Source organism: Pseudomonas sp. FSL R10-1350 (assembly GCF_009600525.1).
GTDB lineage: Bacteria > Pseudomonadota > Gammaproteobacteria > Pseudomonadales > Pseudomonadaceae > Aquipseudomonas > Aquipseudomonas helleri.
The window spans coordinates 1-26580 of record NZ_WIVR01000065.1 but is presented as its reverse complement, the minus strand read 5'-3'; the positions used below and the strand labels follow the sequence as shown (position 1 = coordinate 26580).

Sequence of the window (26580 nt, the reverse complement as noted above, 5' to 3'; positions counted from 1 at the left end):
ACCGCCGACCGTTGAAGCCGCCCAACCCGCCAAGGGCGTAGGTGGAGCGGCTGCCGAGCACGATGGGTACGTCGATGCCACCGGCCACCGCCAGGTACATGCGGGCGCCCGCCTTCGGAAAGTCAAAGCGCAGCACTTGCCCGGCCTTCACCGAGAACGCGGTGTCGGGGTGCATTTCTACACCGTCGAGCCGGGGGGTCATGTGGGCGCCGCTGACCGCGACCAGCGCGTCTTGCTGGAACTCGAGTTCCGGCCCCAGCAGCGTGCATTCCAGCGCAGCAGCACCGGCCGGGTTGCCCACTAATTGGTTGGCGGCGCTCAAGGCGTATTGGTCGAGCGCGCCGGATGGCGGGATGCCCAAGTGGTAGTAGCCTTCGCGGCCCAAGTCTTGAACCGAGGTGGCGAGTCCGGGTTTGAGTACTTTGATCATGCCAGCACCTGCGACAAAGACTGTGGATAGCCAACCGGGTCGGCCAGAAACGCGTCCAGCGAGAACTCCACCGGCCGGATCCGCAAATCGAAACGCCCGGCGTCGACCTCGGCCACGGCGTGGTCGTAGTCTTCGCGGCTCATCGGTTTGAATTGCACGATGTCACCGGGGCGGAAGAACACCATGTGTTCCTTGAGGTAGGCGAGGTTCTGCTGCGGGTCGTAGATCGGCGCCGGGGTGACGCCAAACATTTGGTAGCCGCCCGCGCCGCGTACCGAGTAAATGCAGCCAAAACAACCGCCGTGACCGAGGGTCAATTTGGGCGTGTCGGTGCGCGGCCGCAGGTATTTGGGCACCTGCAATTGCCGCTCGCGCTCCACCATCTGGAACATGAACGGCAGCCCGGCAACAAAGCCGACCATGGAGACAAACCACGGCGCACCGCTGTGGGCTTCGATGAAGGCCTCGACATCGGCCAGGCCGTTAATGCGGGCGGCGTATTCCAGATCCGTGGCGCTCGGGTCTTGGTGGCGATCGCGAAAACGCATTAGGGTTTCGTGGGTCCACGGGTCGTTGTAGAGCACCGGAATTTCGATGATGCGGGTGTGTAACGAGCGCTCGGCGACGGCCCCCGCTTCGGCGCTTTTTACGGCGTCGAGCAGTGTTTGAGGGGCGATGCGATCCGGGTCAAAACGGATCTGGAATGAGGCGTTGGCCAAGCACACATCAAGCACGCCATCGAGGGCCATGTGCTCCACGGCGCGGGTGACGGCCATGCCCTTGAAGAAGGCCTCCAAGGACATGCTGTCGCTGACTTCGGCAAACAAATGCTCGTCCGCGCCGAAGCTGTAGCGGATTGGGGTATTCATGCGTCACCTCCACCAGAGTGCTCGGTCAACCAGGTTTCCAAGGTGCCGGTGTTGAAGTCCGCGCTGTGCAGCCACGGCTGTTTCAACAACTGGCCATGCAGCGACAAGGTGCTGGCCATGCCGGCCAGTTGAGTCTGTTCTACCGCGCTTGATGCCCGGGCCAAGGCTTGCGAGCGGTCAGCGCCGTGCACAATCAGTTTGGCCAGCAACGAGTCGTAGTATGGCGGCACGCGGTAGCCTTGATACAGATGCGTGTCGACGCGAATGCCCTCGCCCTGCGGCCAGACCAACGCCTCGACCACGCCGGGGCTGGGGAAGAAATTGCGCGCCGGGTCTTCGGCATTAAGGCGCATTTGCACGGCGGCGCCATTGAGGCGGATGTCGCTTTGCTGCAAGCCCAACGGCTCGCCAGCGGCAATGCGCAACATGGCCTGGACCAGGTCGATGCCAGTGATCAATTCACTGACCGGATGCTCCACCTGGATCCGCGTGTTCATCTCGATAAAGAAGAACTCGCCTGTCTCATCGTCGTACAGGTATTCCAGCGTGCCAGCGCCCTTGTAGCCCAGCGACTCGGCCAAGCGTACGGCGCTGTCGCAGAGGGTTTCGCGCTGTTGCTGAGTGAGGACCGGCGACGGCGCTTCTTCGAAGACTTTTTGCCGACGGCGCTGCAACGAGCACTCACGCTCAAACAAATGCACGGCGCGCTGACCGTCGCCCAGCACCTGGACTTCGATGTGCCGCGCCTTGCCGATAAAGCGCTCCAGATACACCGCGCCATTGCCGAACGCGGTCTGCGCTTCACGCTGGGCACGCGGGAATTCTTCGCTGAGTTGCTGGGCGCTTTGCGCCAGACGAATCCCGCGCCCGCCACCACCGGCCGATGCTTTGATCAGCAAGGGATAGCCCACGGACTCGGCGGCCTTGAGCGCGGACTCGACGTCGAACAGCTCATCCGCAGAGCCCGGCACCACTGGCACGCCAGCGGCCTGCGCGGTGCGGCGGGCCTCGGCTTTGTCACCCATGCGGCGGATGGTGTCGGGGCTCGGGCCGACAAAAATCGCCCCTGCGGCGAGCACGGCTTCGGCGAAGTCGGCGTTCTCGGACAAGAAGCCATAACCCGGATGCACCGCGTTGGCGCCGGTGGCTTTCAGCGCGCCGATCAAGGCCTCGATGTTCAGGTAGCTTTTATCGGCGCGGGCCGGGCCGAGGATGTGGACCTCATCGGCCATGCGCGCGGCCTGGGAGTCGACGTCGGCTTCGCTGCACGCGGCCACGGTGGGAATCCCCAACGACTGGGCGGCGCGAATAATCCGCACGGCGATCTCGCCACGGTTGGCGATCAGTAATTTATGAATGCCTTGGGTCATGGTCACGCCCTTACTCGTGGTCGAGCGTTGCGATGACCTGGCCCGGCTCGATCGGGTCGCCGTCTTCAACCAGGAAGGCGCTGACCCGACCGGCTGCCCCGGCGGTCAATTCAGAAAACTGCTTCATAACTTCAATCAAGCCAATGACCGTGTCGGCAGTGACCTGCGCGCCCACTTCAACAAAGTTGTCCGAGTCCGGTGAAGCTTTGCGGTAGAACGTGCCTGGCAATGGGGTGATGACGGTGTGTTCGGCCATGTCTGTTCCTCTTGGAATAGTTGTAGAAAGGCAGGCAAAAAGAATCGATGCTTAAACCCTGGTTTCTGGCGCCAGGTGTTCAGGGGTTAACGTGGCGCGCGCACCTTGAGCCCGGCACCGTCCAGTGCGCCGCGCACCGCTTGGGCCAAAACGAGCGCGCCCGGCGTGTCGCTGTGCAAGCAGATGGAGTCGAACTCGATGGCCAGGTCTTCGCCTTCGACGGTGCGCACCACGCCCTCCTGACAGGCACGCAACGCACGCTCGGCAACGTGGGCCGGGTCGTAAGCACGCACATTGCGGGTAAACACGATGGAGCCGCTGAGGTCGTATTCGCGGTCGGCATAAAACTCGCGAACCACCGGCTGACCCAACGCTTGCGCGATGCGGCAGATCACCGAACCCGGCATGCAAAACAGCAGCAGCTCTGGCTCCAGACGTTGCAGGTTCTCGACCAGCAAGCGCGCCGCTTCTTCGTCGCGGGCCAGGTGCATGTAGAGCGCGCCGTGGGGCTTGATGTGTTGCAGTGCAACGCCTTGAACACGCGCCAGCTCACGCAGGGCGCCGAGTTGGTAAAGGATGTCGTCGACCAGTTCCTGGGCCGGGGCATTGATGTGGCGACGGCCAAAACCGACCAGGTCGCGAAAGCCCGGGTGTGCGCCAATGGCCACGCCCAGTCGCTTGGCTTGCTCGATGGTGCGGCGCATGGTGCTCGGGTCACCGGCATGAAAACCGGTGGCGATATTGGCCGAGCTGATGACGGCCATCAGTTCGGTGTCGACGCCATCGCCGATGGTCCACGGGCCGAAACCCTCGCCCATGTCGGAGTTGAAATCTACGGTGTGCATGGGTGCTGCTCCTGGTGCTGATGACTGCATGCAAACTACGTTAGAGTGCTGCCAACCCCGTGGAAAGATCTATTAATAGATAGGATGCCTTCTGAAAAACAGATAGATGTCCTATGGAGTGCCCATGTCACTGACCCTGCGCCAAGTCCGCTATTTCGTCGCCACCGCCGAGATTGGGCAAATCTCCCAAGCGGCGATTTATTTGAATATTTCCCAGTCGGCGGTGACCACAGCGATCAAGGAGCTGGAAAGCACTGTCGGCACGCTGTTATTCCAGCGCTCGGTTCAGGGCATGACCTTGACCGAGGCCGGGCGGCATTTTCTGAACCGCGCCTACGTGATTTTGCGCAGCGTGGATGACGCCCTGAACAGCCCGCTGCCGGACATCCGCGCCAGCGGCGTGTTGCGCTTGGCGGCCAGCTACACGGTGATCGGTTATTTTTTGCCGCACCATTTGCAGCGCCTTGAACACTGGCACCCGGACGTCACCATCGAGGTCCATGAACAAGAGCGCACGGCGATCGAGCAAGGGTTACTGGAGGGTCGTTTCGACATGGCGGTGGTGCTGACGGCAAACCTGACGCACCCGGACATCGTCTCGGAAACACTCTTCAACTCTGAGCGCCGGTTGTGGCTGCCCAGCCATCACCCGCTGTGCGAGCGTTCGGCTGTGAGCTTGGCCGACGTCGCCAAAGAGCCCTACATTTTGCTCACCGTGGACGAAGCAGAACAAAGTGCGATGCGCTATTGGGAGCAGAGCCACCAACAACCCAGCGTGCGGGTGCGCACCAGTTCTGTTGAAGCGGTGCGCAGCATGGTTGCCAATGGCAGCGGCGTGGCGATCCTGTCGGACCTGGTGCACCGGCCGTGGTCACTGGAAGGCAAACGCATTGAAACCGTGACCGTCACCGACGCCGTGACGCCCATGAGCGTGGGGTTGGCGTGGCATCGCGAGCGCGACTTGAGCCCGGCGATGCAGGCGTTTCGCACATACTTCCACGACGCCTTTTTGGCCCCGCAGCAGATATCGGCGCGGCGCTGAGTGTTGAAAACACTACGAGGCTAGCTTGTTTTTTTGTAAGCAATTTCTAAAAATGGCCGACTGTATCCCTGCGTCAAAACAAGCTAGACGCAGACGGCCTCATTCGTATGGGCCATGGGGCGTTTACACTATTTTTTTACATACAACTTAACGAACCCAATCCGCTATACCTTTAGAAACCTCCGAGCGAGGCAGGTATTCTTGCTCCAAACGACCACGCTCTTGCGACAACAAATATCGGTACAAATCAGCTTCCTCGTTAAGCAGACCCGCGGGAGTTAAACCCGGCACCTTAACCGGTTCTGAGACTGCACTGATCGGCGCATATCGTTCGAACATTGCCTGGTCCATCAACAGCGCTTTGATCGCAGGCTGATGCTGCCTTGCTCGCGCTAACATCAAAAGCCCCCAAGTATCCATATCGCCCCAGTAAGCAAGTTGCTTGTCGGCTAACACTGGGGAGCTCAGCCAATGTAAATCCAACCCCGCCCCCAGAACAGCGACAGTATCCGGGACTCGAGGTAACAAATGGATGCACTGCTCGTTCTCCACAACAAGCAGACGCGCCCCTGGCATGAAGGTCTCGGCAAGTTCCGCCGTGGTAAGCCGCAGTTGTTTGAAAGGCAATATTCCAGGTGCCAGCGGGACAACCAATACCCAGTGACTACTCTCCTCGAAAGCATCTAGGAAAATTGTCAGGCCTTGCTCAGAGGCCGCGCCCTCAAAGCGTTCATCCAGTAGCTTGGTCAGTAAGCTTGAGTTTCTCTCAAAGAACTTAGTATCTACCCCGTACTCCGCCAATAGCCGTAACGGCCGCCCTTGGGCACATCCAGCTGATAAACGAGTAGCTAACTTAGCAATGGCAATAACCTCATCAGACGATTTGGTAAGCCAAAGGCTGCGCTGAGCAACCAACAGCGAGTGGAAAATGGGGTCAGTCTGTTCAACTAAGTGCTCAAGCTTGGCGTATTCCCGGCTGACCTCAGTATCATTTGCGGCGGATATCCACTCAGTCGGACTACGTAAGCACCATTTCATCGGTAAGGCGATAGGCGCCAGCCCAGTGCGATATGTGGCATCTTCCCATTGAACCTCGCCCACCCGTACCTTCCGCCAAGTCTCAACATGACACTGCACCGACTGGATATTCTCAGTGAAAACTCTCGCAGAAGGCTTGCCGATAGACAAATTGAGCGGCCAACAGTCTGGGTCAAGCAAGCGCTCCACACGGATACTGGACTGCTGCCATTGCCGAGCCAGATTACTGGCAATTTTAGTCGGTGATTTCATTCATCGCCCTAACGCGTTGATGGTTATGTTCGTCCAACGCCTCCCAACTCAGCGAGACCAAACTGGCTTCGTCACCACGTCGATGAACAACAATGGCAGAGCGGGTATGGTGGCGCAGCAGACGCATTTCCTTGTTGGGCGTGATAAATACAGCATGCAGGCCAAACTCCCTTAGTGCTGCGATAATCCGCCCAGCAACTGCGTGGGAACTTCGCGAAAAGGCCTCATCAAGGATAATGGTGCCAAAGAGCGGTCGACTGCTGCCATCTGGACACAGGGCGTAACTCAGAGAGGCCGTCAGAACATAGGATGCGATGATCTCCTTTTCCCCACCGCTGCCACCTTGGGAGCCAGTCCGGGTCTCGATTATTTCTTGGCTTTCTCGGTCAATCACTGAGACAGCAAATTCTAAGCGGAAACGTGGATCCAGAAGCGCGCGGGCAGCTTGAGTCCGATTACGCTCACAAGCATCCTTGAGTAACTTCACCAATTCCTGCAGGGCCTTGTATTGACTCTCGCCTTCATCATCAGTGAAGCGTGCAGAGTTCAAGTGTCGCTGCGCCCGCTCCAGGGTACGCACACTTTCATGAACGACCTTGCCTGCAATCAGCCGCAGATAACGCCCGGGCTGAAAATCAACTCGCCGCATGGTGCTATTCAGATCCTCTAAACGCTCTTCAATCAGAGATACTTCGTTGTCGATGTAACTAAGCAACTGCGTTACCCCGTCATCGGAGGAACGGTTGAGGTATTCGAGGAAACGTTTAAGTTTTTCGGGCAGAGCTTCCTCCGTCAGCACCCGCAGGCGATCCAGGTATTTGGGGACATCGAGCAGTTCCCGCCCAACGTCCGAAAGCGCTCCTGTATCGACTCTCAAGGCATCAGACATCCGCTTTGCGAGCTCTATCTGATGCTTCTGCAACCTCTCGGTGATTTCCAGAATCTGTTGCCGCAGTTCGTGCGAATACTTACGCTCCAGCTCAAGAATATCGCCCAGATCTTCAGTGTTAATGACTGGAAAATTTATCACCGCCAACTCACGCTGCGCGTCATTCATTCCAGGCTCAGCACGGCGATAGGCCTTACTGGCAGCGGTTACAGCTTGATCAAGCTGGCTCTTTAACCCAGCGCATCGCTCAACCCATTGACGAAGCTGCTGCTCCTGCGCCTTTTGCAGAGCTTCAGCCTCATCAAGCGCGAACTTAACGACCGAGAGATCGGAATCAGGAAGGGGCAGGTCCACGAGTTGCTTATGAAGTTCATCTACCTGCCCTTGTGCTCCGGGAAGGTCGATGTCATCAAACTGCAGTTCCTTGAAGCGCCCAAGCGTCTGCATCATGTCCTGAAGCTTACCCACCACATCCCCAGCCGATAGCAGCGTAGCCTTGGCAGACTGATGTTCTACGCCTAATGCCTGGATTCTCTCAGCAAGAAAAGCTAACCGGTCACGGTTGTCGAAGCCCGTCAGCCAGTCTTCATCTAATCGCTTCTGGTCTTGCTTGTCGAAAAAGCGCTCCTTACCCGACATCAGTCCCTGCGCCGTCATTGCGTGTGGCGTATGACGCAATTGTTCCGGGCTCTCTACACAGTGGCGGTCATTGTCTGCCAGTAGCGCTTTGATCGACTCTCGGTATGGATGATCTTTGAAGGTTAGTTTTCGAGTGAATCCGTCCTCAAAAAACCGCGGCTGAGATGCGGGCTCACTCACTTGCAACAAGCGCACGTGTAAACGGTTATGTCGCTGATTCACCCAACGCAGCGCGCGTTGAGCTAATTCTGACGGAACGAGAATACGCAGTCGGTGACTGCCTATGGCTCTCTCGATGGCCCCCCGCCAATCCTGATGCTCCTGCCTCACCTGTACGAGCTCGGCAACGAAAGGTAAAGCTGACTCGTCTAGCCCCAACTCTGCTGCCAAATCACTGCGAAATACTTGAAAAGGGCTGTGTATATTCGATCCGGGGCGCAGCAGCACTTGCGCCTGCTCTGCTTGTAGAGATCGCAATTTTTCGGTCAGCTCTTTCTCTGCAACGCCTGCTTTGAATTGGAGTTCGCGCGCCTCAGTAATCTGCTGGCTTAGCACTTCAAGCCGTTTAATGGCTTGCTCCTGATTGCCCTGCAAAGCAACCGCTGACAGCTCATCCGACAGCTGCAGGTTCCTGGCTAAACGCTGATACTGCGTAGCGTGGGCATCACGCTTGGCGCATACTTTTTCCCACTCGGTGATACGCGCACGAAGCTGATCTATACCCGCTCCACCTACTTGTAAATAGCGCTGGTATTGCAGCCCAACCAGCACTTTTTGCGCATCGAGCTGACCTTCACAGCTATCTCGTTCTGACTCGGCACTCTTGAACTCGCTTTCCAGCCTTTTAGTTTGCGCAGACCACAGGTTATAACCCTGTTCAGCAAACCAGATCGGTAGAATCCCCTCAATTACCTGCTTGTCCTGCAGTTGCTCACGCAGAATCCGGTAGCGCTCCCAGCTATCGGCAACAGGTTGCAACGAACGCTGCTGCTGACGGGCAGTTTCCAGTTCGCGGTGGATATCGGTGAGATCGTCAAAACTGTTGGCGACTTCAGACGCTCGCTCGAATGCCGAGCGATCATCCAGCACCAAGTCACGAAAAATCTCGTCAATGCTGTTGAGTTGCTTAAGCCCAGCCGCTCGGTTGAGTAATGTAAAAGCGTTTTCGCTCACCTCGAAATAGTCGCGCAGCCGAGCCAAGAACGCTTTTTTGCTGGGGTAAGACCAAATACCTGTGCAGTCCTTGTCCATCTGCCGCAGAGCACGCATTCCGCCCTCACGATGCAGGTTGAGCCAGTGCTCCAGGTTTAGATCTGGCGCTTCGCTGAACAACCACAGCTTCTTCAGATCGGTGGCCGTCGAGCTGCTGCCCTCGAACCAGAGTATTGCGCCAAGGCGCACCAGTTGCCCGTCACGCTCGAGCGTGGCAGCAATGGCCGTCACCGTTTTGCCTTGCCGAGCAATATGAGACTGACCCACCCCGCCGTCTCCGGGGCCCGAAACTCCACGGACATAGGAGACTAAATCCCGATCGCTTTCATGTCCGCCCGTGGATGCCAAGTTATAACGTGGATTGGCGCACAACAGAGTCATCAGCGCATCGACCAAAGTGGTTTTGCCACTGCCTGTCGGACCGACGACTGCAGTACCACCCGCATCAATCTCAGCACGGTGATAGCCCCGAAAACCTCCCCAGTTGTAAACCTCCACGCTTGTGAGAACAAAGGTTTCGTTGTCACGCCAGAGTGTGGGCTGTTTCATGGCATGACCTCATTGTCAGCCGACTTGGGTGTACCGCCGCCCTCTGCCTGTGCTTTCAGCCAAGCCAGTAAGGCCTGCAGATTTTCCGGATTGGCCAGGTGAGCAATGATCGGACGAATAATGATCCGGTCATGGGTGTCCGGCGCTGACACCACCCCATGTCCTTTGAGCTGGTCCAACAAGGTGATGATGCGAGTACGCTCTCTGGCATCACTGCCCAAGTCGCCCAGGTAGACCTGCAATTGGGGAATCAACTCATCTATCGCGACCAACGCCAAACTGGCACCTGTTCCGCTTTCCTGCTCATAGGCGATAAAGTGCTGACGGAGTATGGCAATCAGTAAGGACTGCTCTAGATTCAGTCGCTGCCTACGCACGAGCGGATGTGACCAGTCATCCTGTTCAGCTGTTTCTTTCTGGCGCACGGTAATAAACACTAAACCCCGGACCTCATCGGTACCCATAGCGAGATCGAGTGGTTCCAAAACCCCGGCCATGTCTTCGGGGTGAGTTCGCGCTATTCGATATAAATTGGGCTTGTGACTCTCCTCTAGCAGCCCGTACTTGAGCATCTCTTGAACAGTTTCGCGTAGTTGCTGCTGGGTCCGACGCTCATCGGCGGGCTCATCGATGGCCTCAAAATGCTCTGTATCACCCGCAAGGTCTGCCTCTTCTTCAACAACCTTGTTACCCGCCATACGATCGAAAATCCCAGCCATCTTTATAGCTCCCAGTCGATATCGTTAAGTAGCCTGCTTTCCAACCCAACATAAGGCAGATTGAAACGCCAACGACGCCGCTCCTCGTCTACCAACTCAACCACTTCCCGCTCTTCTGGCAGAACCTCAATACCGGCTTCACGTGCCATTGCCAACCAGAGTGCGAAGGTCTCCAGATCGTGAACAGGAGGCAACAGAGCCGAAAGCTCTCCTAAGCTCACCGGTTTATTTTGTTCGGCCAATACGGCAAGGGTGTCTCGTATCAGAGCCTCTCGGTCCAGCCCCTCGAAAGCCTCCCAAAAATCATCGTCGATAAGCTCCAGGCTCGCCGGGTTCAAACTCAAATCCAGTTCGGCCAATTCGTCATCTTCCAGCGTCTTGAAACGCAGACGCTCGACAGCTGGAACACCGGTGACGGCCACGCCTACAGCAGGCAGAGGAATAGACTGTCGTCGAACGGATTGGCGTTTCCAGTCAATATTAAGTGCCAGGTTGAAGAACTCACCTAGCAGATGCCCCACTCGATGATGTTCGGCAGCCAAGCCTGTTTTCATAAAGCCACGTACGTCGCGTTCACTACGAGCCCTTGCCTGGAGCACCGCCTGCGACTCTTGCAACAGGCGCATGCCCAACCAGCGCAACTCGCGTTGCTGGATACGGTTCAAGGCACTGGGGACGGCCGGATGACGGAGAATTGCCCGCAGACGCTCGCGCATGTTGTCCAGCTCAATGGTCTGGCGAAGCTGTTGCTGGAAACTATCAAATACGCGCCCCTCCGGGGTGTTCAGCAGAGCGTCCTGGCCATCGAGCAGACGATCGACAATTTCACCCCGGTGATAGTGCTCGCTGATGATGGACTGCCGAAGCGCCCGATCAGCCTCGCGCCAAGAGTCTTCGACCCGGCGAAAATCTGCACGCAAGCTGCTCGCCAAATTGTAGATCTCTCGAATGCCTTCGACTGCCTGCGCCTCATCCAGAACGTTTATATGCCCGACTTCAGCCTGAGCCAGCTCATGCTCCAAATCCTGAATCCTTCTGCGCAGGCTTGCCATACGACCGACAGGGCTTGGGTTCAGACTTGTTTCCAGATTCTCGATTTCACGCTGGACGACCGACAGCCGTGAGGCCGTGGATGTCATGACTCGGCTATCCAGTGATTCGACGAATGCAATAGCCATCTCAAGGGCGTCAGTTGCGTAGAGGCGCCCTTCACGCTAACAATCAGGCGGCGCTTGATCCACTCCCGAAGCTCTCGGCCAGCTTGAAGATGCACCGAGTCGGCAGCTATCTCATACAACTCCTGACTGACATGAGCGGCCATCATTTCTGCCAGCGCCTGTAATGCATCGTCCATGGCAACGCCTTCATGGGCCGACTCAAACAAGTTCTTTAGGCAGCCCAACACCAACGGTGCTCGACGTGAAGCAAGCAGAAGCCACGCAGGATGCTGGCTACGTGCTGAAATGTATCGTTGCGAACGCTGTTGCGCGTTTTCTTGCATGGCAGCCACCTTTGCAAAAGGTCGTCGAAGCTCCGAGACTAGCAAAGCCAGGTATCGGCCCATGGTCAGTCTTGCAATTAAGGGATGACCGACAGAGATCAGCCGCAGCAACTCTCCCCTAGATCTACATATCACGCTATCCATAGAACAGCTACTGCATAAAATAGCTATTGACGACTGCCTACAGAAAGAACAGAATCGCCCTACATGACGAGTCTGTAGAGCTGTAACTGATAAAAAACACGTTGAGGCCTGCTACGATCCGTGTCGCGACGCAAAAAAGTGACTCCGCTATCACGAGAGAAATATGCCAACGCCCTTACACACATTGAGCCAACTCGCAGAAATACGATCTGGACATACTTTTCGGGGAGCACTGGAACATGATTCCGAAGGCGACGTTCGGGTTCTGCAAATCAAGGATGTGCGCCAGCAAAGCGTCATTGATCCACAAACTTTAACTGCAATCCGTTGGACGGCCCGTACGAGCCCAACATGGCTTAAGGACGGTGATATTGCGGTCATTGCACGTGGCGATATCAATAGCGCCGCGCTCTATAAAGGGGGGCTACCGGTAGTCGCCACCAGCCAGCTATTTATCGTGAGTTGTAAACGACCTGATGTTTTACCGGAGTACCTGTGTTGGATGATCAACCTGGCGCAAAGCCAACGCAGTCTTGAACGAAGCGGGAGCAGTATCCAGGCCATTACCAAAGCTGGGCTGGGGGCGATGACCATCCCTCTTCCTCTGCCTGCCACTCAGCAAAAATTGATTGAGCTGCAAGATCTGTGGAATGAAGAAGATCGCTTGATCGCACAGTTGCAAGCGAACAGAACGCACATGCTGCAAGGCATTTACCAGCATCTTATTAAGGATTGAACCATGAGCAACAAAGTGAACCAGGACGATATCAATAAGGCGCTGTGGGCAGCCTGCGATACCTTCCGTGGCACTATCAGTGCCGACACCTACAAAGATTTCATTCTCACCATGCTGTTCCTCAAGTACATCAGTGATGTGTGGCAGGACCACTACGACACGTATAAAAAAGAATATGGCGATGAGCCCGAACTGATCACGGAAATGCTCAAAAACGAGCGTTTTGTTCTGCCGACTACGGCTAGCTTTTATGCGTTGTACGAACACCGTCATGAGCCAGGCAACGGCGAACGTATTGACCAGGCTTTGCACGCCATCGAAGAGGCCAATGGCACCAAGCTCAAAGATGCGGGCAAGAGTGTGTTCCAGGATATTTCCTTCAACACCGACAAGCTGGGCGAAGAGAAGCAAAAGAACACCATCTTGCGTCACTTGCTGGAAAACTTTGCAGGCGCTGAGCTTAACTTGAAACCGTCTCGCGTCGGCAGCCTCGACGTGATCGGTAACGCCTACGAGTATCTGATCAAAAACTTCGCCGCCAGCGGTGGCCAAAAAGCCGGAGAGTTTTATACCCCGCCAGAAGTATCCGAGCTGATTGCTGAACTGCTTGACCCTCAACCCGGCGACACCATCTGTGATCCGGCCTGTGGTTCGGCCTCTTTGCTGATGAAGTGCGGCCGCAAAGTCCGTGAGCACCACAACAGCAAACAGTACGCGCTGTATGGCCAAGAAGCGATTGGCTCCACGTGGTCACTGGCGAAAATGAACATGTTCCTGCACGGCGAGGACAACCACAAAATCGAATGGGGCGACACTCTGCGTAACCCCAAACTGCTCGACCAAAATGGGCAGTTGCTCAAGTTCGATATCGTGACCGCTAACCCGCCGTTCTCTTTGGACAAGTGGGGCCATGAAGAAGCAGAACAAGACCCGCACGGCCGTTTCAAACGAGGCATTCCACCGAAAAGCAAAGGTGACTACGCCTTCATTTTGCACATGATCGAAACGCTCAAGGCCAAGACCGGCCGCATGGCCGTGGTGGTGCCGCACGGCGCGCTGTTCCGTGGTTCTAGCGAGGGTAAAATTCGCCAAAAGCTGATTGAGGAAAACTTGCTCGATACCGTGATCGGTCTGCCTGAAAAACTGTTTTATGGCACGGGTATTCCTGCGGCAATTTTGCTGTTTAACAAAGCCAAGACTGATGAGAGCGTGTTGTTTATCGACGCCAGCCGGGACTTTAAGAGCGGGAAAAATCAGAACGTTTTGGGTGAAGAACATATCCAAAATATTCTGCTCACCTACCGTCATCGCATTAATTCAGATAAGTACAGCCACCGCGCCAGCCTGCAAGAAATCCGCGACAACGACTACAACCTGAATATTCCGCGTTATGTGGATATTTTCGAGGATGAGGAAGAAATTGATCTGCTAGAGATCCGCAAAGAGCGCGAGCTTCTTAAGAAGCAATTAGCTGATTTGGAATTAGACATGGACAATTACTTGAAGGAGCTAGGATATGGTTTCTAAGGTAAAAACCTACCTCGGTGATTATTTCACATCAAGCAGAGAAAAAGGGAGAGCTGGATTACCGCTATTATCGGTAACTTTAAACAATGGAATAATCCAGAGAAATGAATTGGAGCGAAAAACAGAGACTAATATTACCCCCGAAGAACATCTATTTGTAAAAGAAGGCGATATTGCTTACAACATGATGCGCGCTTGGCAGGGGGCCTTAGGCAGGGCTTACACCAATGGCATAGTCAGCCCGGCCTACATAGTCTTGCGCCCCAACAAAGACGTAGATAGTTCATATGCCGAGTATCTATTCAATACAAAAAAAATGATTTACTTATTCTGGGCATACTCGTACGGAATTACAAATGATCGCTTACGTTTGTACTTCAATGATTTTAAGAGAATTCCTGCGATTTTCCCCTGCATTGGCGAGCAAAAAAAAATCGCTAGAATTTTATCCCTCTGGGACAAGGCTATAAAGATAGCCGAACGGCTGCTTATAAATAGCCACCAGCATAAAAAATACTTACTACAACAACTGCTCACGAAAAAAATACGCACCCCAAGATTTCGTAGTGAATTTAAACGCTACCACTTCTCCGACTTGCTTAAAATTGATGCAAAAAGCCTAGGCAAAAATACGCCAGAAAACTTTGAATTCAACTATATTTCATTATCAGATGTGGATAATGGACGTATATCATCCGAACTAGAGTGTCATAAATTTCAGAGTGCACCAAGCCGAGCCAGACGGATAATAGCTGAAGACGATATTCTTTTATCAACCGTCAGACCGAATTTACAAGGATTTGCAAAGATCCAAAAAGAGCATGCAGGCCATATTGCTTCTACCGGATTTGCGGTTCTCACGCGAAAGGAAAACGTTTGTGCGGACTATGTATATCACTATCTATTCAGCGCACATATTACGGGCCAGATAAACTCACTTGTAGTCGGAACAAATTATCCAGCCATAAACTCATCCGATGTATCAGGATTGTCTATTTACTGCCCTGAATATGAGGAACAGAAAGAAATCGCTGAAATTCTGAGCAGCTGTGATTCGATGATCTATCAGTTACAACATAAGATTGCCTGCCTCAAAAAGGAAAAAAGAGCTCTTATGCAACAACTACTTACAGGCAAACGCCGTGTAATTATCGACAGACCGGAGCCCGCCTGATGGCCAAGAAACACATCCCTTTTGTGATTGCCTATGACTTCGACGGGACCCTATCGCCCGGTAATATGCAGGAGTACGACTTTGTACCGGCACTGGGTATCAAGCCGGCTGAGTTCTGGAAAGAAGCAAAATCTATGGCTCAGGAGCAGCAAGCTGACGAAATTCTGGCCTATATGCGCTTGATGATCGAGCGCGCTAACGCTGCCAAAGTATCGGTGCGCAAAAAGAGCTTTGCCGATTTTGGGGCGCACATCCAGTTATTTCCGGGTGTGCTGGAGTGGTTCAAACGCATTACCGAATATGGCCGCGCTAAAGGCGTAAAGGTCGAGCACTTCATCATTTCGTCCGGTCTGCGCGAGATGATCGAGGGAACTCCGATCAACAAGCATTTCACCCGTGTTTATGCATCTGGCTTTATGTACGACCACAATGATGTAGCACACTGGCCAGCCTTAGCGGTGAACTACACAACTAAAACCCAGTATCTGTTCCGTATCAACAAAGGCAGCTTGGATGTACACGATAACTCAGTAATCAACAAATTCGTCGAGCCCGCCGCACGACCAGTTCCGTTTAGCAATATGGTATTTATCGGCGACGGCGAGACTGACATTCCCTCCATGCGCTTGGTCAAAAGCCAAGGTGGCCACTCGATCGCTGTTTACGGTAAAGGTAAACGAGGCGCACGTGAAAAAGCGCTCAATTTGGTAAAGGAAGGGCGCACCAACCTGGCGACCACTGCCGATTACAACGATGGCTCAGCCATTGACCACGCTGTAAAGGCGATGATCGACAAGGTGACGGCGGATCGCACCATTGCGGAGGCGAATGGTTGATATGCCAGGTAATGACCTGATTCTCTACAGCACGGAGGATGGCCTGGCGCAGTTCACTTTGCGTGAAATGAATGGTCAGGTGTGGCTCACGCAGCTGGAAATTGCCGACCTTTACCAGACCAGCAAGCAGAATATCGGCAAGCATATTCAGGCAACGATCGCAGACGGGGAGCTGGCTGAAGGGGCAGTTGTAAACCAAAAGTTTACTACTGCCGCTGATGGTAAAGAGTACCTCACGCACCTCTATGCATTGCCCATGATCATCGCGGTGGGCTATCGCGTGCGCTCGACCCGGGGCACGCAATTTCGCCAGTGGGCGACCCGTACGCTGAGTGAGTACATGCTCAAGGGCTTCGTGATGGACGATGCCCGCCTGAAAGAACCCCGCTGGGATTATTTCGATGAGTTGCTCAAACGTATCCGCGATATACGCGCCTCGGAGAAGCGCTTTTATCAAAAGGTCCGCGACCTGTTTACGCTCGCTGAAGACTATCGCGCCAATGAACAAGACACGACGTGGCTGTTTGCCGAGGTCCAGAACAAACTGTTCTTTGCCGTCACCGGGCACACCGCCGCTGAACTGATTGTTTTACGAGCGGATGCCTCTGCGCCCAATATGAACTTGCTCAGCTTCAAGGGCGACCGAGTTCGCAAAGCTGATGTGGTGGTGGCAAAGAACTACCTGACTGCAGAAGAGTTGGATCAACTCAATCGCTTGGTCACTATGTTTCTGGACTTTGCCGAGCTGCGCGCGGAACAACGTAAACATCTGCAGTTGGCAGATTGGCGGCAATATATCGACAGCTTTATGGCATTCAACGAACAACCCTTGTTGCGCTCCGCGGGGAGTGTTAGCCACGAGCACATGAAACATGTCGCTCATGAACGCTATGAGCAGTTCGATCAATGCCGCCGTGAGTCTGAAGCACACGCTGCCGATGCCAACGAGTTGGCGGCGCTGGAGCACCTGGAAAAACGCTTGAGCCGCGAAAAGAAAAAGCGCTGATATGAAACGTCTGACAACAAAAGGAACGCAGTGGTGAATCCCATTCCAAAATTTCAGGAAGAATACAGCGCCAAGCTCCCGGCTCTCGTCCTATTGAGCAACCTCGGCTGGCAATTCATCTCTCCTGAACAAGCGTCTAAAGCACGTGCAGGCAAGAGTGATGAAGTCGTGCTGCGCGATGTATTGCGCGAACAATTGAGCGCTCGGCGCTTTTTGTTTGCAGGAAAAGAGTATCCGTTGTCAGACAAAGCCATTGATAACCTCATCAGCGAAGTGTGCAGCCCCGCGCTCAATGAAGGCCTTCAGGGCGCTAATGAGCGGCTTTATAACCATTTGCTGTATGGCATCTCTGTGACTGAGTTTGTCGACGGAAAAAAGGTTAACCCGACCATTGCTTTGATTGATTGGCAGAATCCGGAAAATAACAGTTTCATTTTTACCGAAGAATTTCGTGTTTTACGCAGCGGCGGAGTCGATAGCCGACGCCCCGATATTGTGTGCTTTGTTAACGGCATACCCTTGGTGGTTATTGAGGCCAAACGCCCCGCGGGGAACACACAAAAAGGCCCGACCATTGATGAAGGTATCTCACAAAACCTGCGCAATCAGCGTCACGATGAGATCCCCAGACTGTTTGCCTACAGTCAGCTGTTACTGTCGATCAACGGCAGTGATGGGCGCTACGGTACCTGCGGTACGCCCACAAAATTCTGGGCCACCTGGCGAGAAGAGGATATTGACGCCAGCGAACAACTCACACTTAAAAACCGTGTGCTGAGCGCCCAGCAGAAAGCAGCCATCTTCTGCCACCGCCCCGCTAGCGCACTTGACTGGTATGAAAACCTGATTGCAGGTGGCGAGTTGGCCGTCACTGGCCAGGATCAACTACTCATGAGCCTGCTGTCTCCGGCCCGGCTGCTGGAGATGACGCGCTATTTCACGCTGTTCGACAAAAAGGCCGGTAAAATTGTCGCCCGCTACCAGCAGGTGTTCGGCATTAAAAGACTGATTGAGCGGATTAGTCTCAAACGCAAAGACGGCGGTCGTGAGGGCGGGGTTATTTGGCACACCACGGGGTCGGGCAAGTCCTTCACGATGGTGTTTCTGAGTAAAGCGTTGGTACTGCACCAGTCACTTAAACAGTGCCGCATTGTGGTGGTTACTGACCGGGTGGATCTGGAAAATCAGTTGAGTAACACCTTTGCGTCTGGCGGTGAACTTGCCGGCAAAAAGGATCGTATTGCTGCGATGGCAACCTCCGGGACGCGACTGGCTGAGCAAATCGGAACGGGCAACGAGCGAATTATTTTTTCGCTGATCCAGAAATTCAACAGCGCCACAAAACTGCCGCAATGTGTGAATAAGAGCCCCGACATCATTGTGCTCATTGACGAGGGCCACCGTAGCCAAGGCGGAGAAACCCATAACCGTATGAAGCAGGCATTACCCAATGCCGCCTTTGTTGCATTCACGGGTACCCCACTGCTCAAAGATGACAAAACCACCAACAAGTTTGGGCCGATCGTGCATGCCTATACCATGCAACGCGCTGTTGAAGATCACGCGGTGACACCCCTGCTGTATGAAGAGCGCATTCCCGATCTGGATGTGAATGCGCGGGCCATTGATAGCTGGTTCGAGCGCATCACTCTTGGGCTGACCGATCAACAAAAAGCAGATTTAAAACGCAAGTGTGCAAGCAAGGGGCAGATCTACAGCACAGACGACCGTATTCGACTGATAGCCCTGGATATTGCCAACCACTTCGTCAAGAACATTGATGATGGCCTCAAAGGACAACTGGCCTGCGACAGTAAGGCTTCGGCGATAAGGTACAAAAAGTACCTTGATGAGGCAGGGCTGTTTGAAAGTGCTGTGATCATGAGCCCGCCTGATGTTCACGAAGGCAACACGGAGGTTGATGAATCAACGTCTTCCGAGGTGGCTCAATGGTGGAAGAAAAATGTCGGCAGTAATGACGAGCAGACGTACACCAAACAGCTGATTGAGCGCTTCAATAAAGATGAATCTCTTAAGCTTCTGATCGTTGTGGATAAGCTGCTGACAGGCTTCGACGAGCCAAAAAACAGCGTGCTTTACATCGACAAACCGCTCAAGGAACACAATCTGATTCAGGCCATCGCACGGGTCAATCGCCTGCACCCGCTTAAGAAGTTTGGTCTGTTGATTGACTACCGCGGCATCCTGGCCGAGCTGGATACCACCATCCAGAAATATCAAGACTTGGCCTCACGCACGCAGGGGGGTTACGACATCAATGACATTGCGGGCCTTTATAGCCAGATGAGCAGCGAGTACAAACGCTTGCCGCAGTTATATAAGACCCTCATGGCTATTTTCTCGGGTGTTAAAAATAAGCACGACATTGAGCAATTACGCCAAGTATTGGTGCCAAAGCTACATGACCGCGATGGCGAACTCGTGGACGCAAATCTCAAAGTACGAGAGGACTTCTATGAAGCTCTCACCGAGTTCGCGAGCTGCTTGAAGGTTGCCTTGCAGTCGGCTTCATTCTTTGAAGACACCAGCTTCAGCGAAAAAGACCGAAATCATTACAAAGAAACCCTCAAGCAATTTTCCAGCTTGCGCCAACTGGTCAAACAAGATGCTGGGGAAACGATCAACTATGACCAGTACGCCGAACAGGTACGCAAGCTTTTGGATAAGCACGTCGTCGGTGTCGAAGTAAGAGACCCAAGCGGTGTCTATGAAGTTGGAAAAATGGGGCAGAAGCAGCCCAAGGATTGGAGCGAAGAAAAAACCCGCAATGAGACGGACATCATCAAGACGCGTATCAGCAAAATGATCGAACAAGAGCTACGCGACGATCCCTATGCTCAAGAGGCCTTTTCAAAACTGCTGCGCCAAGCTATCGAAGAAGCGGAGAAGCTATTCGATCACCCACTCAAGCAGTACATGCTTTTTCATGAGTTCGAGCAGCAAGTACAAGCGCGCAAGCTGAGTGAGTTACCTGATGCATTTGTAGGTCATCAACATGCCCAGGCTTACTTCGGCATCTTCAAGAAAACCCTGCCTGAAACGTTAAGCTCTGCGGACGAGCAGGTGCAGGGACATTGGGTGAAGCTGGCTTTTAGTTTGGATGACATGGTCGAAACCTCTGTGGCGGAACACTCCATCAACCCACAAAACATCGAAAACGATATCCGTAAAAAACTGTTACCGCTGCTCTTCAAGGAGTGCAAGGCTGTAGGGGCTGGAATGGATCAGGCAAAAGCCATGGTCGAATGGGTGGTAAAAATTACACGCGTGGGCCTATCAGGCCTATGAGCGTACCCATTGTCACATCAACACCACACCTTCCCGTACAGAGGGCCTGGCTGAGCTTTTATTATGCGGATGAACTTATCCAGGTCGAACGAGCTGCGCGGCCACGCGAGGTGTCACGCATTTTGATAAAGGTTGATCCAGACTGCCGAGTTCGCGTCAGCGCTCCCGCCAGCGCTACGGACGAACAGGTTTTGGTAGCACTCAAAAAGCGTGCTCGCTGGATTTATCAGCAACTGCGCGATTTTCGAGTACAAATAGCTCACATACGGCCGCGTCATTATGTGAGTGGCGAAAGTCACCACTATTTGGGCAAGCAACATGTATTGAAAGTAATTGAGTTGCCCACCACAGCTCAACACGTGCGTTTGTTGCGCGGGAAAATTGAAGTATCGGTGAGGCAAAAAAAGCCAGAGAAAGTAAAAGAGCTACTACACGCTTGGTACAGAGAGCGGGCACGCGATATTTTTGAGCGACGCCTTCAGGCAGTGCTAGAACAGACTCAGTGGGTTAATGAGCATCCCCCCCTGCGCATTTTGACCATGCAAACCCAATGGGGTAGCTGCTCCCCCGCAGGGCGCATCACCTTGAATCCGCACTTAGTCAAAGCGCCTCGTGATTGCATCGATTACGTCATCTTGCATGAGCTTTGCCATCTTGCGGAACACAACCACAGCGAGCGCTTTTACCGCTTGATGCAGCAAGTAATGCCCCAGTGGGAAAAGATCAAACAGAGACTGGACAGCATGGCTGCGTCCTTACTTAACGATACGTAGTGCATGGAGCCGGTGTACCTGCGATACAAACAACGCGCTCTAACAGGCTGATCGCATTGATGCCATCGCAGGCAAGCCAGCTCCCACACTAATGAGCAGCAATTAGAACTGGTATTCGACGCTGCCTTGCAGGGTTCGCCCACGGCCCAGGGTGAAGGCCAGTACGTCGCCCAGCGGGACGAGGTAGGCGCGGTCGGTGACGTTTTCCATGGCCACACGCAGGTTCAACTGGTCGTTGACCCGGTAGCTACCGTACAGGTCGTAGACAGTGTAGGGCTTCCAGTCTGCCGGGTAGACGCCGCCCTGAGAGACGGTTACGTCCGGGCCGCCGGCGATGGAGTAGCCGCCGCTGTAACGGGCGCGGGCGCCGATATCCAGTTTGCGCTCGAAGAAGCGCGCGCCCAGGGTGAGGGTGCCGCGGTCCATCGGCATGTGTTCGGCAGAACCGAGGATGGCGCCGCAATGCGAGGAGCCGTTGGCGATGTCATCAGGGATCATGGCGTCTACCGGCTGACGGCTGCCGGGTTTTTTGACGATTTTAGTGACGCCGCCCAGCCAGGCGGTTTTGCTGCAGTAGTCGTTGGTGCCGATCATGTGCGTGTAGTTGAACTGGCCATAGGCGGCGCCTGCGTCGTAGTCCAACTGGTACTCAATGCCCTTGAAGCGGGTTTCTTTGAGGTTGTTGACGTAGGCGCTGTTGCCCAGGCTGGCCATGCCATAACCCGGCTTTTGCAAGGCCATGTTCATGAAGATGAAGTCGTCGACCCGGGTGTCAAAGTACGACACTTTGGCGCCTATGCGGTCGCCCTCCAGGAACAGGCTGTCTTTGAAGACGTTGACGCCCACTTCCCAGGTGGTCGAGGTCTCTGGCTTGAGGAACGGGTTGGGGTAGGTGAATTCTGCGCCCCCGCCATGGGGCCGCCCGCTGATCATGGTTTCGGTCACGGCCGGTGGGCGCCAGCCCTTGCCGTAAGTGGCGAACAGTTGCATCCAGTCCAGGCCCGGCTTGACCGATAGGCCGAAGGTGGGCGAGAAGCGGCCTTGCTCTTCGTCTACGTCATAGTGCACCGACTCGCCGATCTGCTTGGTGGTGCCAATCACGAACGTGCGGGTTTCAAGGCCGGTCTTGCCGCGCAGCCGGTAACGGTCGTAGCGCAAGCCCGCGTTCACGTTGAACCAGTCGTCGTAGTCGTAATCCAGACGCGTGAACAGGCTGGCCACGCCACGATCACCCTTGGGTGTCATGTTTTCTGAGTCCGGGCTATCGAGCACGGCGCCTTCAGCCACGGTTTGGGTCGAGTTGGGGCGCACTTTGTCGTAGAAGAACTCCAGCCCGTAGTTGGCTTTGATGATCGAGCGTTCACCCAGTGCAAACAGCGAGGTGTTCTGCGCTTGCAGGCCGTAGGTGTCGGTCTGGTAGGTGACCTTGTAGGCAGGGCTGATGCCGCGCGCCAGGGTGGACTGCTCGTTGCGGTTGTCGACGTGGTAGACTTTGCCCTTGAAGTCGATCAGCGGGTTGTCCGGCGTGTAGCTGTAGTCCAGCGCCAGGTTCTGCGCCCTGACGCTGTTGCTGCCGAGTTTGTCCCAGAGGTCGGCCTTTTCGACGTTCATCATGTTGGCGTCGGTGTAGTTGACGTTGGTCACCAGGTAGCTGAGTTGCAAGCGCTGGTCTTGTGGCAGGTTGAGGCCGAGTTTGATCAGGCGTGAGCGCATCACCGAGCCTGAGTATTCCACCGGGGAGTTTTTAAGGCGGGTGGCGTTTTCCGGGTGGGCGGCAGAGCCTGTGCGCAGCTCGCCGATGGAGCCTTTGGTGCCGGGGTCATAGTCGCCCAGATGGCGCTCGCTCGCGGCCACCAGCATGTCCCAGACTTCGCCGCCGATGGCAAAGGCCGAGCTGCCAATAAAGTGGGTGCCATTGCCCAGCCCGCCCAGGCCTGTGGTAACGCGGATACGGCCGCCGATTTCTTTGCCATCGGTAAGCAGGTCCGACGCTTCGAGGGTGCGGAAGTTGGCAATACCGCCAATTACGCCCGCGCCGCCCATGGTGGAGGTGGCGCCCTTTTCAATCACGACCTGGGAGAGCAAATCGGGGTCGACATACAACGTTCCGTTGCGTTGCTGGTGGCCGCTTTGTTGATAGTTCTGGCGCATGCCGTCGACCGACATGTTGACTCGGCCATAGTCCTGAATGCCGCGAATGTTGACGGACAAACCGGGGTCTTGCTGACTGACCGCCGAGTACACGCCGGTGGTTTCTTCGAGCATGTCGGCGGCATGGCGCGGCGGGTTGCGGTCCAGTTGTTCGCGGCTGACCACGTTGACCGAACGCGGCGCCTGGTAGACCCAGTCCCCGGGGTGCGCGGCGTTGACTTGGGTGGCCGACAAGCTCAGCACATTGCCTTCGTGCACCGGCAACTGGAACAACTGCACGGACGGGCGTTTGCTGCCTTGGGCCTGGTTGTGTTCGAAGCGGATGCCGCTGCCGTCGAGCAACTGGCTCAGGGCCGCGGCGATGCTGTAGTTGCCCTGCACGGCGTGGCCCGTGCGGCCTTGCAGCTGTGCGTCGCCGACCAGCAGATCGATCCCGGCTTGAGCGGCCAAGGCGTAGATGGCGGTGTCCAGTGGCTGAGCGGGCACGTTGAACGGACGAACGCTGTCGAGCGTGGCCACCTTGCCCGGCGCCCCTGTTGCCGTGCTTTGCTGAGCGGCCACCTGGCCTGTCGATACCGCGCCAAGCAGCATAATGGCCATGCCTATAGCCCGTCCCAGACGACTGGGGATCGGTCGTTCTACGTTCATCCTTAACCACTCCTTGAATGCTAATGAATTACATCTGCATTAGCATTGACGGATGGTCGCACACCCTAGGTAAAAATAATTTCCAGCCCGTGGTCGGGGCTTAATACAGCACGGTCACGCCTGCCAGTTGGGCGACCTGAAGCTGGCGTTCGGCTGCCAGGGTACGGATGGCGGCATCGAGGTTGTCGAGGTGGAACAAGCCGCTGACCGGGGTGTGCGCCTGCTCGCTGGCGACCAGTTTGAGCAGGCCGGGGCGAAAGTCCGAGAAGCGTTGCAGCACCTGATCGAGGGGCACATTGCGAAAGATCAGCACGCCCTGCGCCCAGTCGGCGCGCTGTGTCGGGTCGTCGTTGAGGGCGACGATGCCCTGACCGCGTTGGTAGCGGGCGGCTTGGCCCTCACTCAGCGCCAGCTCGCTCTGGGGCTGTTGCAGGCTGACGTTGACGCTGTGTTGCAGCACGCCGACCCAGGCGTTGTCGCTGTCTTGTCGTTGCACCAGAAAGCGCGTGCCCAATGCTTGGGTTCGACCGCCGGAAGCTTCGACGACGAACGCACGTTTTTCTTCGCCCTGACGCGGCGCCGGGCTGAACAATGCCTCGCCCTGGATCAGTCGCACGCGGCGTTCATGGCCGTCGTAATCGACGTCCAGGGCGCTGCGCGAACTGAGCAACACTTGGCTGCCATCTGCGAGGGTCAAGGTGCGAACTTCGCCGGTGCCGGTGCGGTAATCGGCCATCAATGGGGCCAGTGTGTCGCGGCTGTTCACCGCCAGCATCACCACCAGCAACAGGCCTGCAACGCCCGCCCAGCGCACGGGCATGCGCGGCTCCCAGGTGAACAAACCGCGCAGAAAACGCCGCACACGGGTGGCCCGCGCCACGGGGACGGGGGTGGCAAACAGCGGATTGGCGCGCAGGGTTTCAGCCATCTCCCAGAGCATTTCAGCGTCGGCCAGAGCATCGGCATGGGCCGGGTCGGCGTCCAGCCAACGCTCCAGCGCGTCCATTTGTTGCGCATCCAGCCGCTCCATGCGTTGGCGTACGGCCCAGTCAGCGGCCTGCTGGCGGATTCGCTCAGCAGTGGCGTCAGGCGTCATCACAGGATGTTCTCTTTTTTGGGCGTATAGGGGATATGACGGGCAAGGCGGCCACATCCGGTAAATAAACACGCATACGGTGCAGGGTTTTCATCCGCGAGGCTCCATTTTTTGCGCGACGAAGCTGACGGCCATGGCCAGATGCTTCTGCACGGAGCTGGTGGAAATCGCCAAATGCTCGGCAGCCTGTTGATAACTCATGCCTTCGAACCGACACAACTGGAACACCTGACGCGTGCGCAGGGGCAGCGCGGATATCGCCTGCAACAGGCGTTGCATGTCTTGCTGGGCCTGGGCACGCATGTCCGGGCCGGGCATCGGGTCGACGACGTCGTGCAGGGTTTCTAGGGGGACGCTGTCGGTGCGGGCCTGTTGATGGCTGCGCCGATGGTCAATGACCAGACGGCTGGCCATGGTAAACAGGAACGCCATGGGTTCTTGCAGGCGCTCTTCACTCTCGCGCATGGCCAGGCGGGCAAAACACTCTTGGGTGAGGTCGTCCGCCAGTTCGGGCTGGCGTGTTTTTAATAGCAGAAAGCGCCGCAGACGCGGCGCGCACTCGGCATACCATCGCTCCAGTTCGGTTTCAGAGGCCATGGCGCCTGCGCTGCTCGATTTAAATGAGGTTGATATTCTTTATCATTTGCGCAGGTAGAGGCAAGAGGCTATTACGGGTGAGGTGGCTCTTAGGGCAAAAGCCAGATCAAGAGATCGCGAGGCAAGCTCGCTTCTACAGGGGGGCCGGTGGGTTGGGCGTTGCGTTGGCGGGCGCAATCGTGAATGATACGGCTTCTCATTTATGACCCTTTCTCGTCCGGGCTTTCCGTTCATGCCTTCGCCCTCCCCTTCAACGTTGCTGGCCAGCTTTCAGGAGCATTACGACGAGCTGTTGTCGTTCCTGACACGGCGCCTGCGTGATCGGCATCGGGCGGCGGATGTCGCACAGGAGACCTGGATCAGACTGGCGAAGATCGACCCTGATACGGTCACGGTGCTGAACGATCGGCACTTTATTTTCAAGGTGGCGGGCAATCTGGCCATTGATGCGCTGCGGGTTGATCAGCGCCAGACCCGCAATCTGAGCGCCGAGCCGCCGTCCATCGACATCGCCGACCCGGGGTTGCCGCCAGAAGGTTTATTGCTGGCCAAAGAGCGCATCGGCATTTTGGATGAAGCCCTGCAACAGCTCTCACCTAATGCTCGCAAGGCGTTGTTGCTGAGCCGTATCGATGGCATGACCCAAGCGCAGATCGCGGCAGAACTGGGCGTGTCGCCGAGTATGGTGGCAAAATACATCGGCCAGGCGTTGCGCCATTGCCGTGACTGGCTCAAACACAACCATGCCTGAGCCCGCCGCAATGCCTTCAACGCCCTCCTCTGACGACCTCGACGATCAAGCCATTGAGTGGCAAACGCTGCTGCATTCTGGCGACGCCAGCGCTGGTCAGCGTATGGCCTACCAACGCTGGCAAGACCTCAGCCCGGCCCACCAGACCGCCGCCCGCGAGGCCGAAGCGCTGTGGGCCGATATCGGCCTGACCGCCACTGCCGAGCAACACCGTACGCGCC

21 protein-coding genes and 1 pseudogene are annotated in these 26580 nt (G+C 55.7%); 10 read left to right on the top strand and 12 right to left on the bottom strand.

Annotated features, from left to right (window positions below; all coding sequences use genetic code 11):
• The 5 genes from GHO25_RS21470 to GHO25_RS21450 all read right to left on the bottom strand — a co-directional run.
• Positions 1–430 (bottom strand): biotin-dependent carboxyltransferase family protein (locus tag GHO25_RS21470; RefSeq protein ID WP_178110180.1); only part of this gene is annotated, 430 nt, incomplete at its 3' end.
• Positions 427–1299, bottom strand: a complete 873-nt coding sequence (locus tag GHO25_RS21465; protein ID WP_048390973.1) for an allophanate hydrolase subunit 1 — start codon at positions 1297–1299, stop codon at positions 427–429. The genes GHO25_RS21470 and GHO25_RS21465, both read right to left, overlap by 4 nt.
• Positions 1296–2669: an acetyl-CoA carboxylase biotin carboxylase subunit gene (locus GHO25_RS21460; protein WP_153392307.1), complete on the bottom strand. Its 1374-nt coding sequence runs from the start codon at positions 2667–2669 to the stop codon at positions 1296–1298. The genes GHO25_RS21465 and GHO25_RS21460 overlap by 4 nt, the downstream gene beginning before the upstream one ends.
• Before the next feature lie 10 nt (positions 2670–2679).
• Positions 2680–2925: an acetyl-CoA carboxylase gene (locus tag GHO25_RS21455; protein ID WP_048366929.1), complete on the bottom strand. Its 246-nt coding sequence runs from the start codon at positions 2923–2925 to the stop codon at positions 2680–2682.
• A gap of 86 nt (positions 2926–3011) precedes the next feature.
• Positions 3012–3770 (bottom strand): 5-oxoprolinase subunit PxpA, encoded by a 759-nt coding sequence (locus GHO25_RS21450; RefSeq protein ID WP_153392292.1) that lies wholly within the window; start codon positions 3768–3770, stop codon positions 3012–3014.
• Positions 3771–3894: 124 nt separating this feature from the next.
• Here GHO25_RS21450 and GHO25_RS21445 point away from each other — a divergent pair, with 124 nt between their 5' ends.
• Positions 3895–4812 carry a LysR family transcriptional regulator gene (locus GHO25_RS21445; protein WP_153336883.1) on the top strand — a complete coding sequence of 306 codons (918 nt, stop codon included), beginning with the start codon at positions 3895–3897 and terminating at the stop codon, positions 4810–4812.
• 147 nt (positions 4813–4959) lie between these two features.
• Here GHO25_RS21445 and GHO25_RS21440 read toward each other — a convergent pair whose 3' ends face one another.
• From GHO25_RS21440 to GHO25_RS21425, 4 genes and pseudogenes are all read right to left on the bottom strand, one after another.
• Entirely contained in the window at positions 4960–6102 is a 1143-nt protein-coding gene (locus tag GHO25_RS21440) for a DUF3322 domain-containing protein (RefSeq protein ID WP_153392290.1), read from the bottom strand.
• On the bottom strand, positions 6086–9391 hold the full coding sequence (locus GHO25_RS21435) for an ATP-binding protein (protein ID WP_153392288.1): 3306 nt from the start codon (positions 9389–9391) through the stop codon (positions 6086–6088). The genes GHO25_RS21440 and GHO25_RS21435 overlap by 17 nt, the downstream gene beginning before the upstream one ends.
• Positions 9388–10110, bottom strand: a complete 723-nt coding sequence (locus GHO25_RS21430; protein ID WP_178110179.1) for a DUF4194 domain-containing protein — start codon at positions 10108–10110, stop codon at positions 9388–9390. Before GHO25_RS21430 ends, GHO25_RS21435 begins: the two co-directional genes overlap by 4 nt.
• Before the next feature lie 2 nt (positions 10111–10112).
• Positions 10113–11611, bottom strand: a pseudogene (locus GHO25_RS21425) (DUF3375 domain-containing protein).
• A 307-nt stretch (positions 11612–11918) separates the two neighbouring features.
• On the opposite strand from GHO25_RS21425, the gene GHO25_RS21420 reads away from it, so the two are divergent.
• The 7 genes from GHO25_RS21420 to GHO25_RS21390 are packed head-to-tail and all read left to right on the top strand — an operon-like array spanning position 11919 to position 21116.
• Positions 11919–12491 (top strand): restriction endonuclease subunit S, encoded by a 573-nt coding sequence (locus GHO25_RS21420; protein ID WP_153392286.1) that lies wholly within the window; start codon positions 11919–11921, stop codon positions 12489–12491.
• 3 nt (positions 12492–12494) lie between these two features.
• Complete coding sequence (locus GHO25_RS21415; protein WP_153392284.1) at positions 12495–14018, top strand: type I restriction-modification system subunit M; 1524 nt, start codon at positions 12495–12497, stop codon at positions 14016–14018.
• Positions 14008–15192 (top strand): restriction endonuclease subunit S, encoded by a 1185-nt coding sequence (locus tag GHO25_RS21410; protein WP_153392282.1) that lies wholly within the window; start codon positions 14008–14010, stop codon positions 15190–15192. Before GHO25_RS21415 ends, GHO25_RS21410 begins: the two co-directional genes overlap by 11 nt.
• Positions 15192–16028, top strand: a complete 837-nt coding sequence (locus tag GHO25_RS21405) for an HAD family hydrolase (RefSeq protein WP_153392280.1) — start codon at positions 15192–15194, stop codon at positions 16026–16028. The genes GHO25_RS21410 and GHO25_RS21405 overlap by 1 nt, the downstream gene beginning before the upstream one ends.
• A 1-nt stretch (position 16029) precedes the next feature.
• The gene (locus tag GHO25_RS21400) at positions 16030–17034 is read left to right on the top strand and encodes a virulence RhuM family protein (protein WP_153392302.1); all 1005 of its coding nucleotides are present in this window, start codon (positions 16030–16032) and stop codon (positions 17032–17034) included.
• 33 nt (positions 17035–17067) lie between these two features.
• On the top strand, positions 17068–20343 hold the full coding sequence (locus GHO25_RS21395) for a type I restriction endonuclease subunit R (RefSeq protein WP_178110178.1): 3276 nt from the start codon (positions 17068–17070) through the stop codon (positions 20341–20343).
• Positions 20340–21116 (top strand): M48 family metallopeptidase, encoded by a 777-nt coding sequence (locus GHO25_RS21390; RefSeq protein WP_153392278.1) that lies wholly within the window; start codon positions 20340–20342, stop codon positions 21114–21116. The genes GHO25_RS21395 and GHO25_RS21390 overlap by 4 nt, the downstream gene beginning before the upstream one ends.
• 102 nt (positions 21117–21218) lie before the next feature.
• Here the strand turns inward: GHO25_RS21390 and GHO25_RS21385 are convergent, their stop codons facing one another.
• From GHO25_RS21385 to GHO25_RS21375, 3 genes are all read right to left on the bottom strand, one after another.
• Complete coding sequence (locus GHO25_RS21385; protein ID WP_218581085.1) at positions 21219–23915, bottom strand: TonB-dependent receptor; 2697 nt, start codon at positions 23913–23915, stop codon at positions 21219–21221.
• Between the two features lie 100 nt (positions 23916–24015).
• On the bottom strand, positions 24016–25011 hold the full coding sequence (locus tag GHO25_RS21380; protein WP_256677277.1) for a FecR domain-containing protein: 996 nt from the start codon (positions 25009–25011) through the stop codon (positions 24016–24018).
• A gap of 90 nt (positions 25012–25101) precedes the next feature.
• Positions 25102–25608 carry an RNA polymerase sigma factor gene (locus tag GHO25_RS21375; protein WP_153392273.1) on the bottom strand — a complete coding sequence of 169 codons (507 nt, stop codon included), beginning with the start codon at positions 25606–25608 and terminating at the stop codon, positions 25102–25104.
• Positions 25609–25810: 202 nt separating this feature from the next.
• Between GHO25_RS21375 and GHO25_RS21370 the strand changes: the two genes are divergently transcribed.
• Both GHO25_RS21370 and GHO25_RS21365 read left to right on the top strand, forming a co-directional pair.
• Positions 25811–26359, top strand: coding sequence for an RNA polymerase sigma factor (locus tag GHO25_RS21370; protein WP_256677273.1), 549 nt, complete (start codon positions 25811–25813; stop codon positions 26357–26359).
• On the top strand, positions 26352–26580 hold a 229-nt coding region (locus GHO25_RS21365), incomplete at its 3' end, for a DUF4880 domain-containing protein (RefSeq protein ID WP_256677272.1). The genes GHO25_RS21370 and GHO25_RS21365, both read left to right, overlap by 8 nt.

Excerpts from the sequence above, each read along its gene's own strand:
- GHO25_RS21415 (WP_153392284.1), top strand. The coding sequence starts at position 12,495 with ATGAGCAACAAAGTGAACCAGGACGATATCAATAAGGCGCTGTGGGCA.
- GHO25_RS21380 (WP_256677277.1), bottom strand. The coding sequence starts at position 25,011 with ATGACGCCTGACGCCACTGCTGAGCGAATCCGCCAGCAGGCCGCTGAC.
- GHO25_RS21370 (WP_256677273.1), top strand. The coding sequence starts at position 25,811 with ATGACCCTTTCTCGTCCGGGCTTTCCGTTCATGCCTTCGCCCTCCCCT.
- GHO25_RS21390 (WP_153392278.1), top strand. The coding sequence starts at position 20,340 with ATGAGCGTACCCATTGTCACATCAACACCACACCTTCCCGTACAGAGG.
- GHO25_RS21450 (WP_153392292.1), bottom strand. The coding sequence starts at position 3,770 with ATGCACACCGTAGATTTCAACTCCGACATGGGCGAGGGTTTCGGCCCG.
- GHO25_RS21405 (WP_153392280.1), top strand. The coding sequence starts at position 15,192 with ATGGCCAAGAAACACATCCCTTTTGTGATTGCCTATGACTTCGACGGG.
- GHO25_RS21445 (WP_153336883.1), top strand. The coding sequence starts at position 3,895 with ATGTCACTGACCCTGCGCCAAGTCCGCTATTTCGTCGCCACCGCCGAG.
- GHO25_RS21465 (WP_048390973.1), bottom strand. The coding sequence starts at position 1,299 with ATGAATACCCCAATCCGCTACAGCTTCGGCGCGGACGAGCATTTGTTT.
- GHO25_RS21375 (WP_153392273.1), bottom strand. The coding sequence starts at position 25,608 with ATGGCCTCTGAAACCGAACTGGAGCGATGGTATGCCGAGTGCGCGCCG.
- GHO25_RS21440 (WP_153392290.1), bottom strand. The coding sequence starts at position 6,102 with ATGAAATCACCGACTAAAATTGCCAGTAATCTGGCTCGGCAATGGCAG.
- GHO25_RS21385 (WP_218581085.1), bottom strand. The coding sequence starts at position 23,915 with ATGAACGTAGAACGACCGATCCCCAGTCGTCTGGGACGGGCTATAGGC.
- GHO25_RS21410 (WP_153392282.1), top strand. The coding sequence starts at position 14,008 with ATGGTTTCTAAGGTAAAAACCTACCTCGGTGATTATTTCACATCAAGC.
- GHO25_RS21455 (WP_048366929.1), bottom strand. The coding sequence starts at position 2,925 with ATGGCCGAACACACCGTCATCACCCCATTGCCAGGCACGTTCTACCGC.
- GHO25_RS21400 (WP_153392302.1), top strand. The coding sequence starts at position 16,030 with ATGCCAGGTAATGACCTGATTCTCTACAGCACGGAGGATGGCCTGGCG.
- GHO25_RS21430 (WP_178110179.1), bottom strand. The coding sequence starts at position 10,110 with ATGGCTGGGATTTTCGATCGTATGGCGGGTAACAAGGTTGTTGAAGAA.
- GHO25_RS21460 (WP_153392307.1), bottom strand. The coding sequence starts at position 2,669 with ATGACCCAAGGCATTCATAAATTACTGATCGCCAACCGTGGCGAGATC.
- GHO25_RS21435 (WP_153392288.1), bottom strand. The coding sequence starts at position 9,391 with ATGAAACAGCCCACACTCTGGCGTGACAACGAAACCTTTGTTCTCACA.
- GHO25_RS21420 (WP_153392286.1), top strand. The coding sequence starts at position 11,919 with ATGCCAACGCCCTTACACACATTGAGCCAACTCGCAGAAATACGATCT.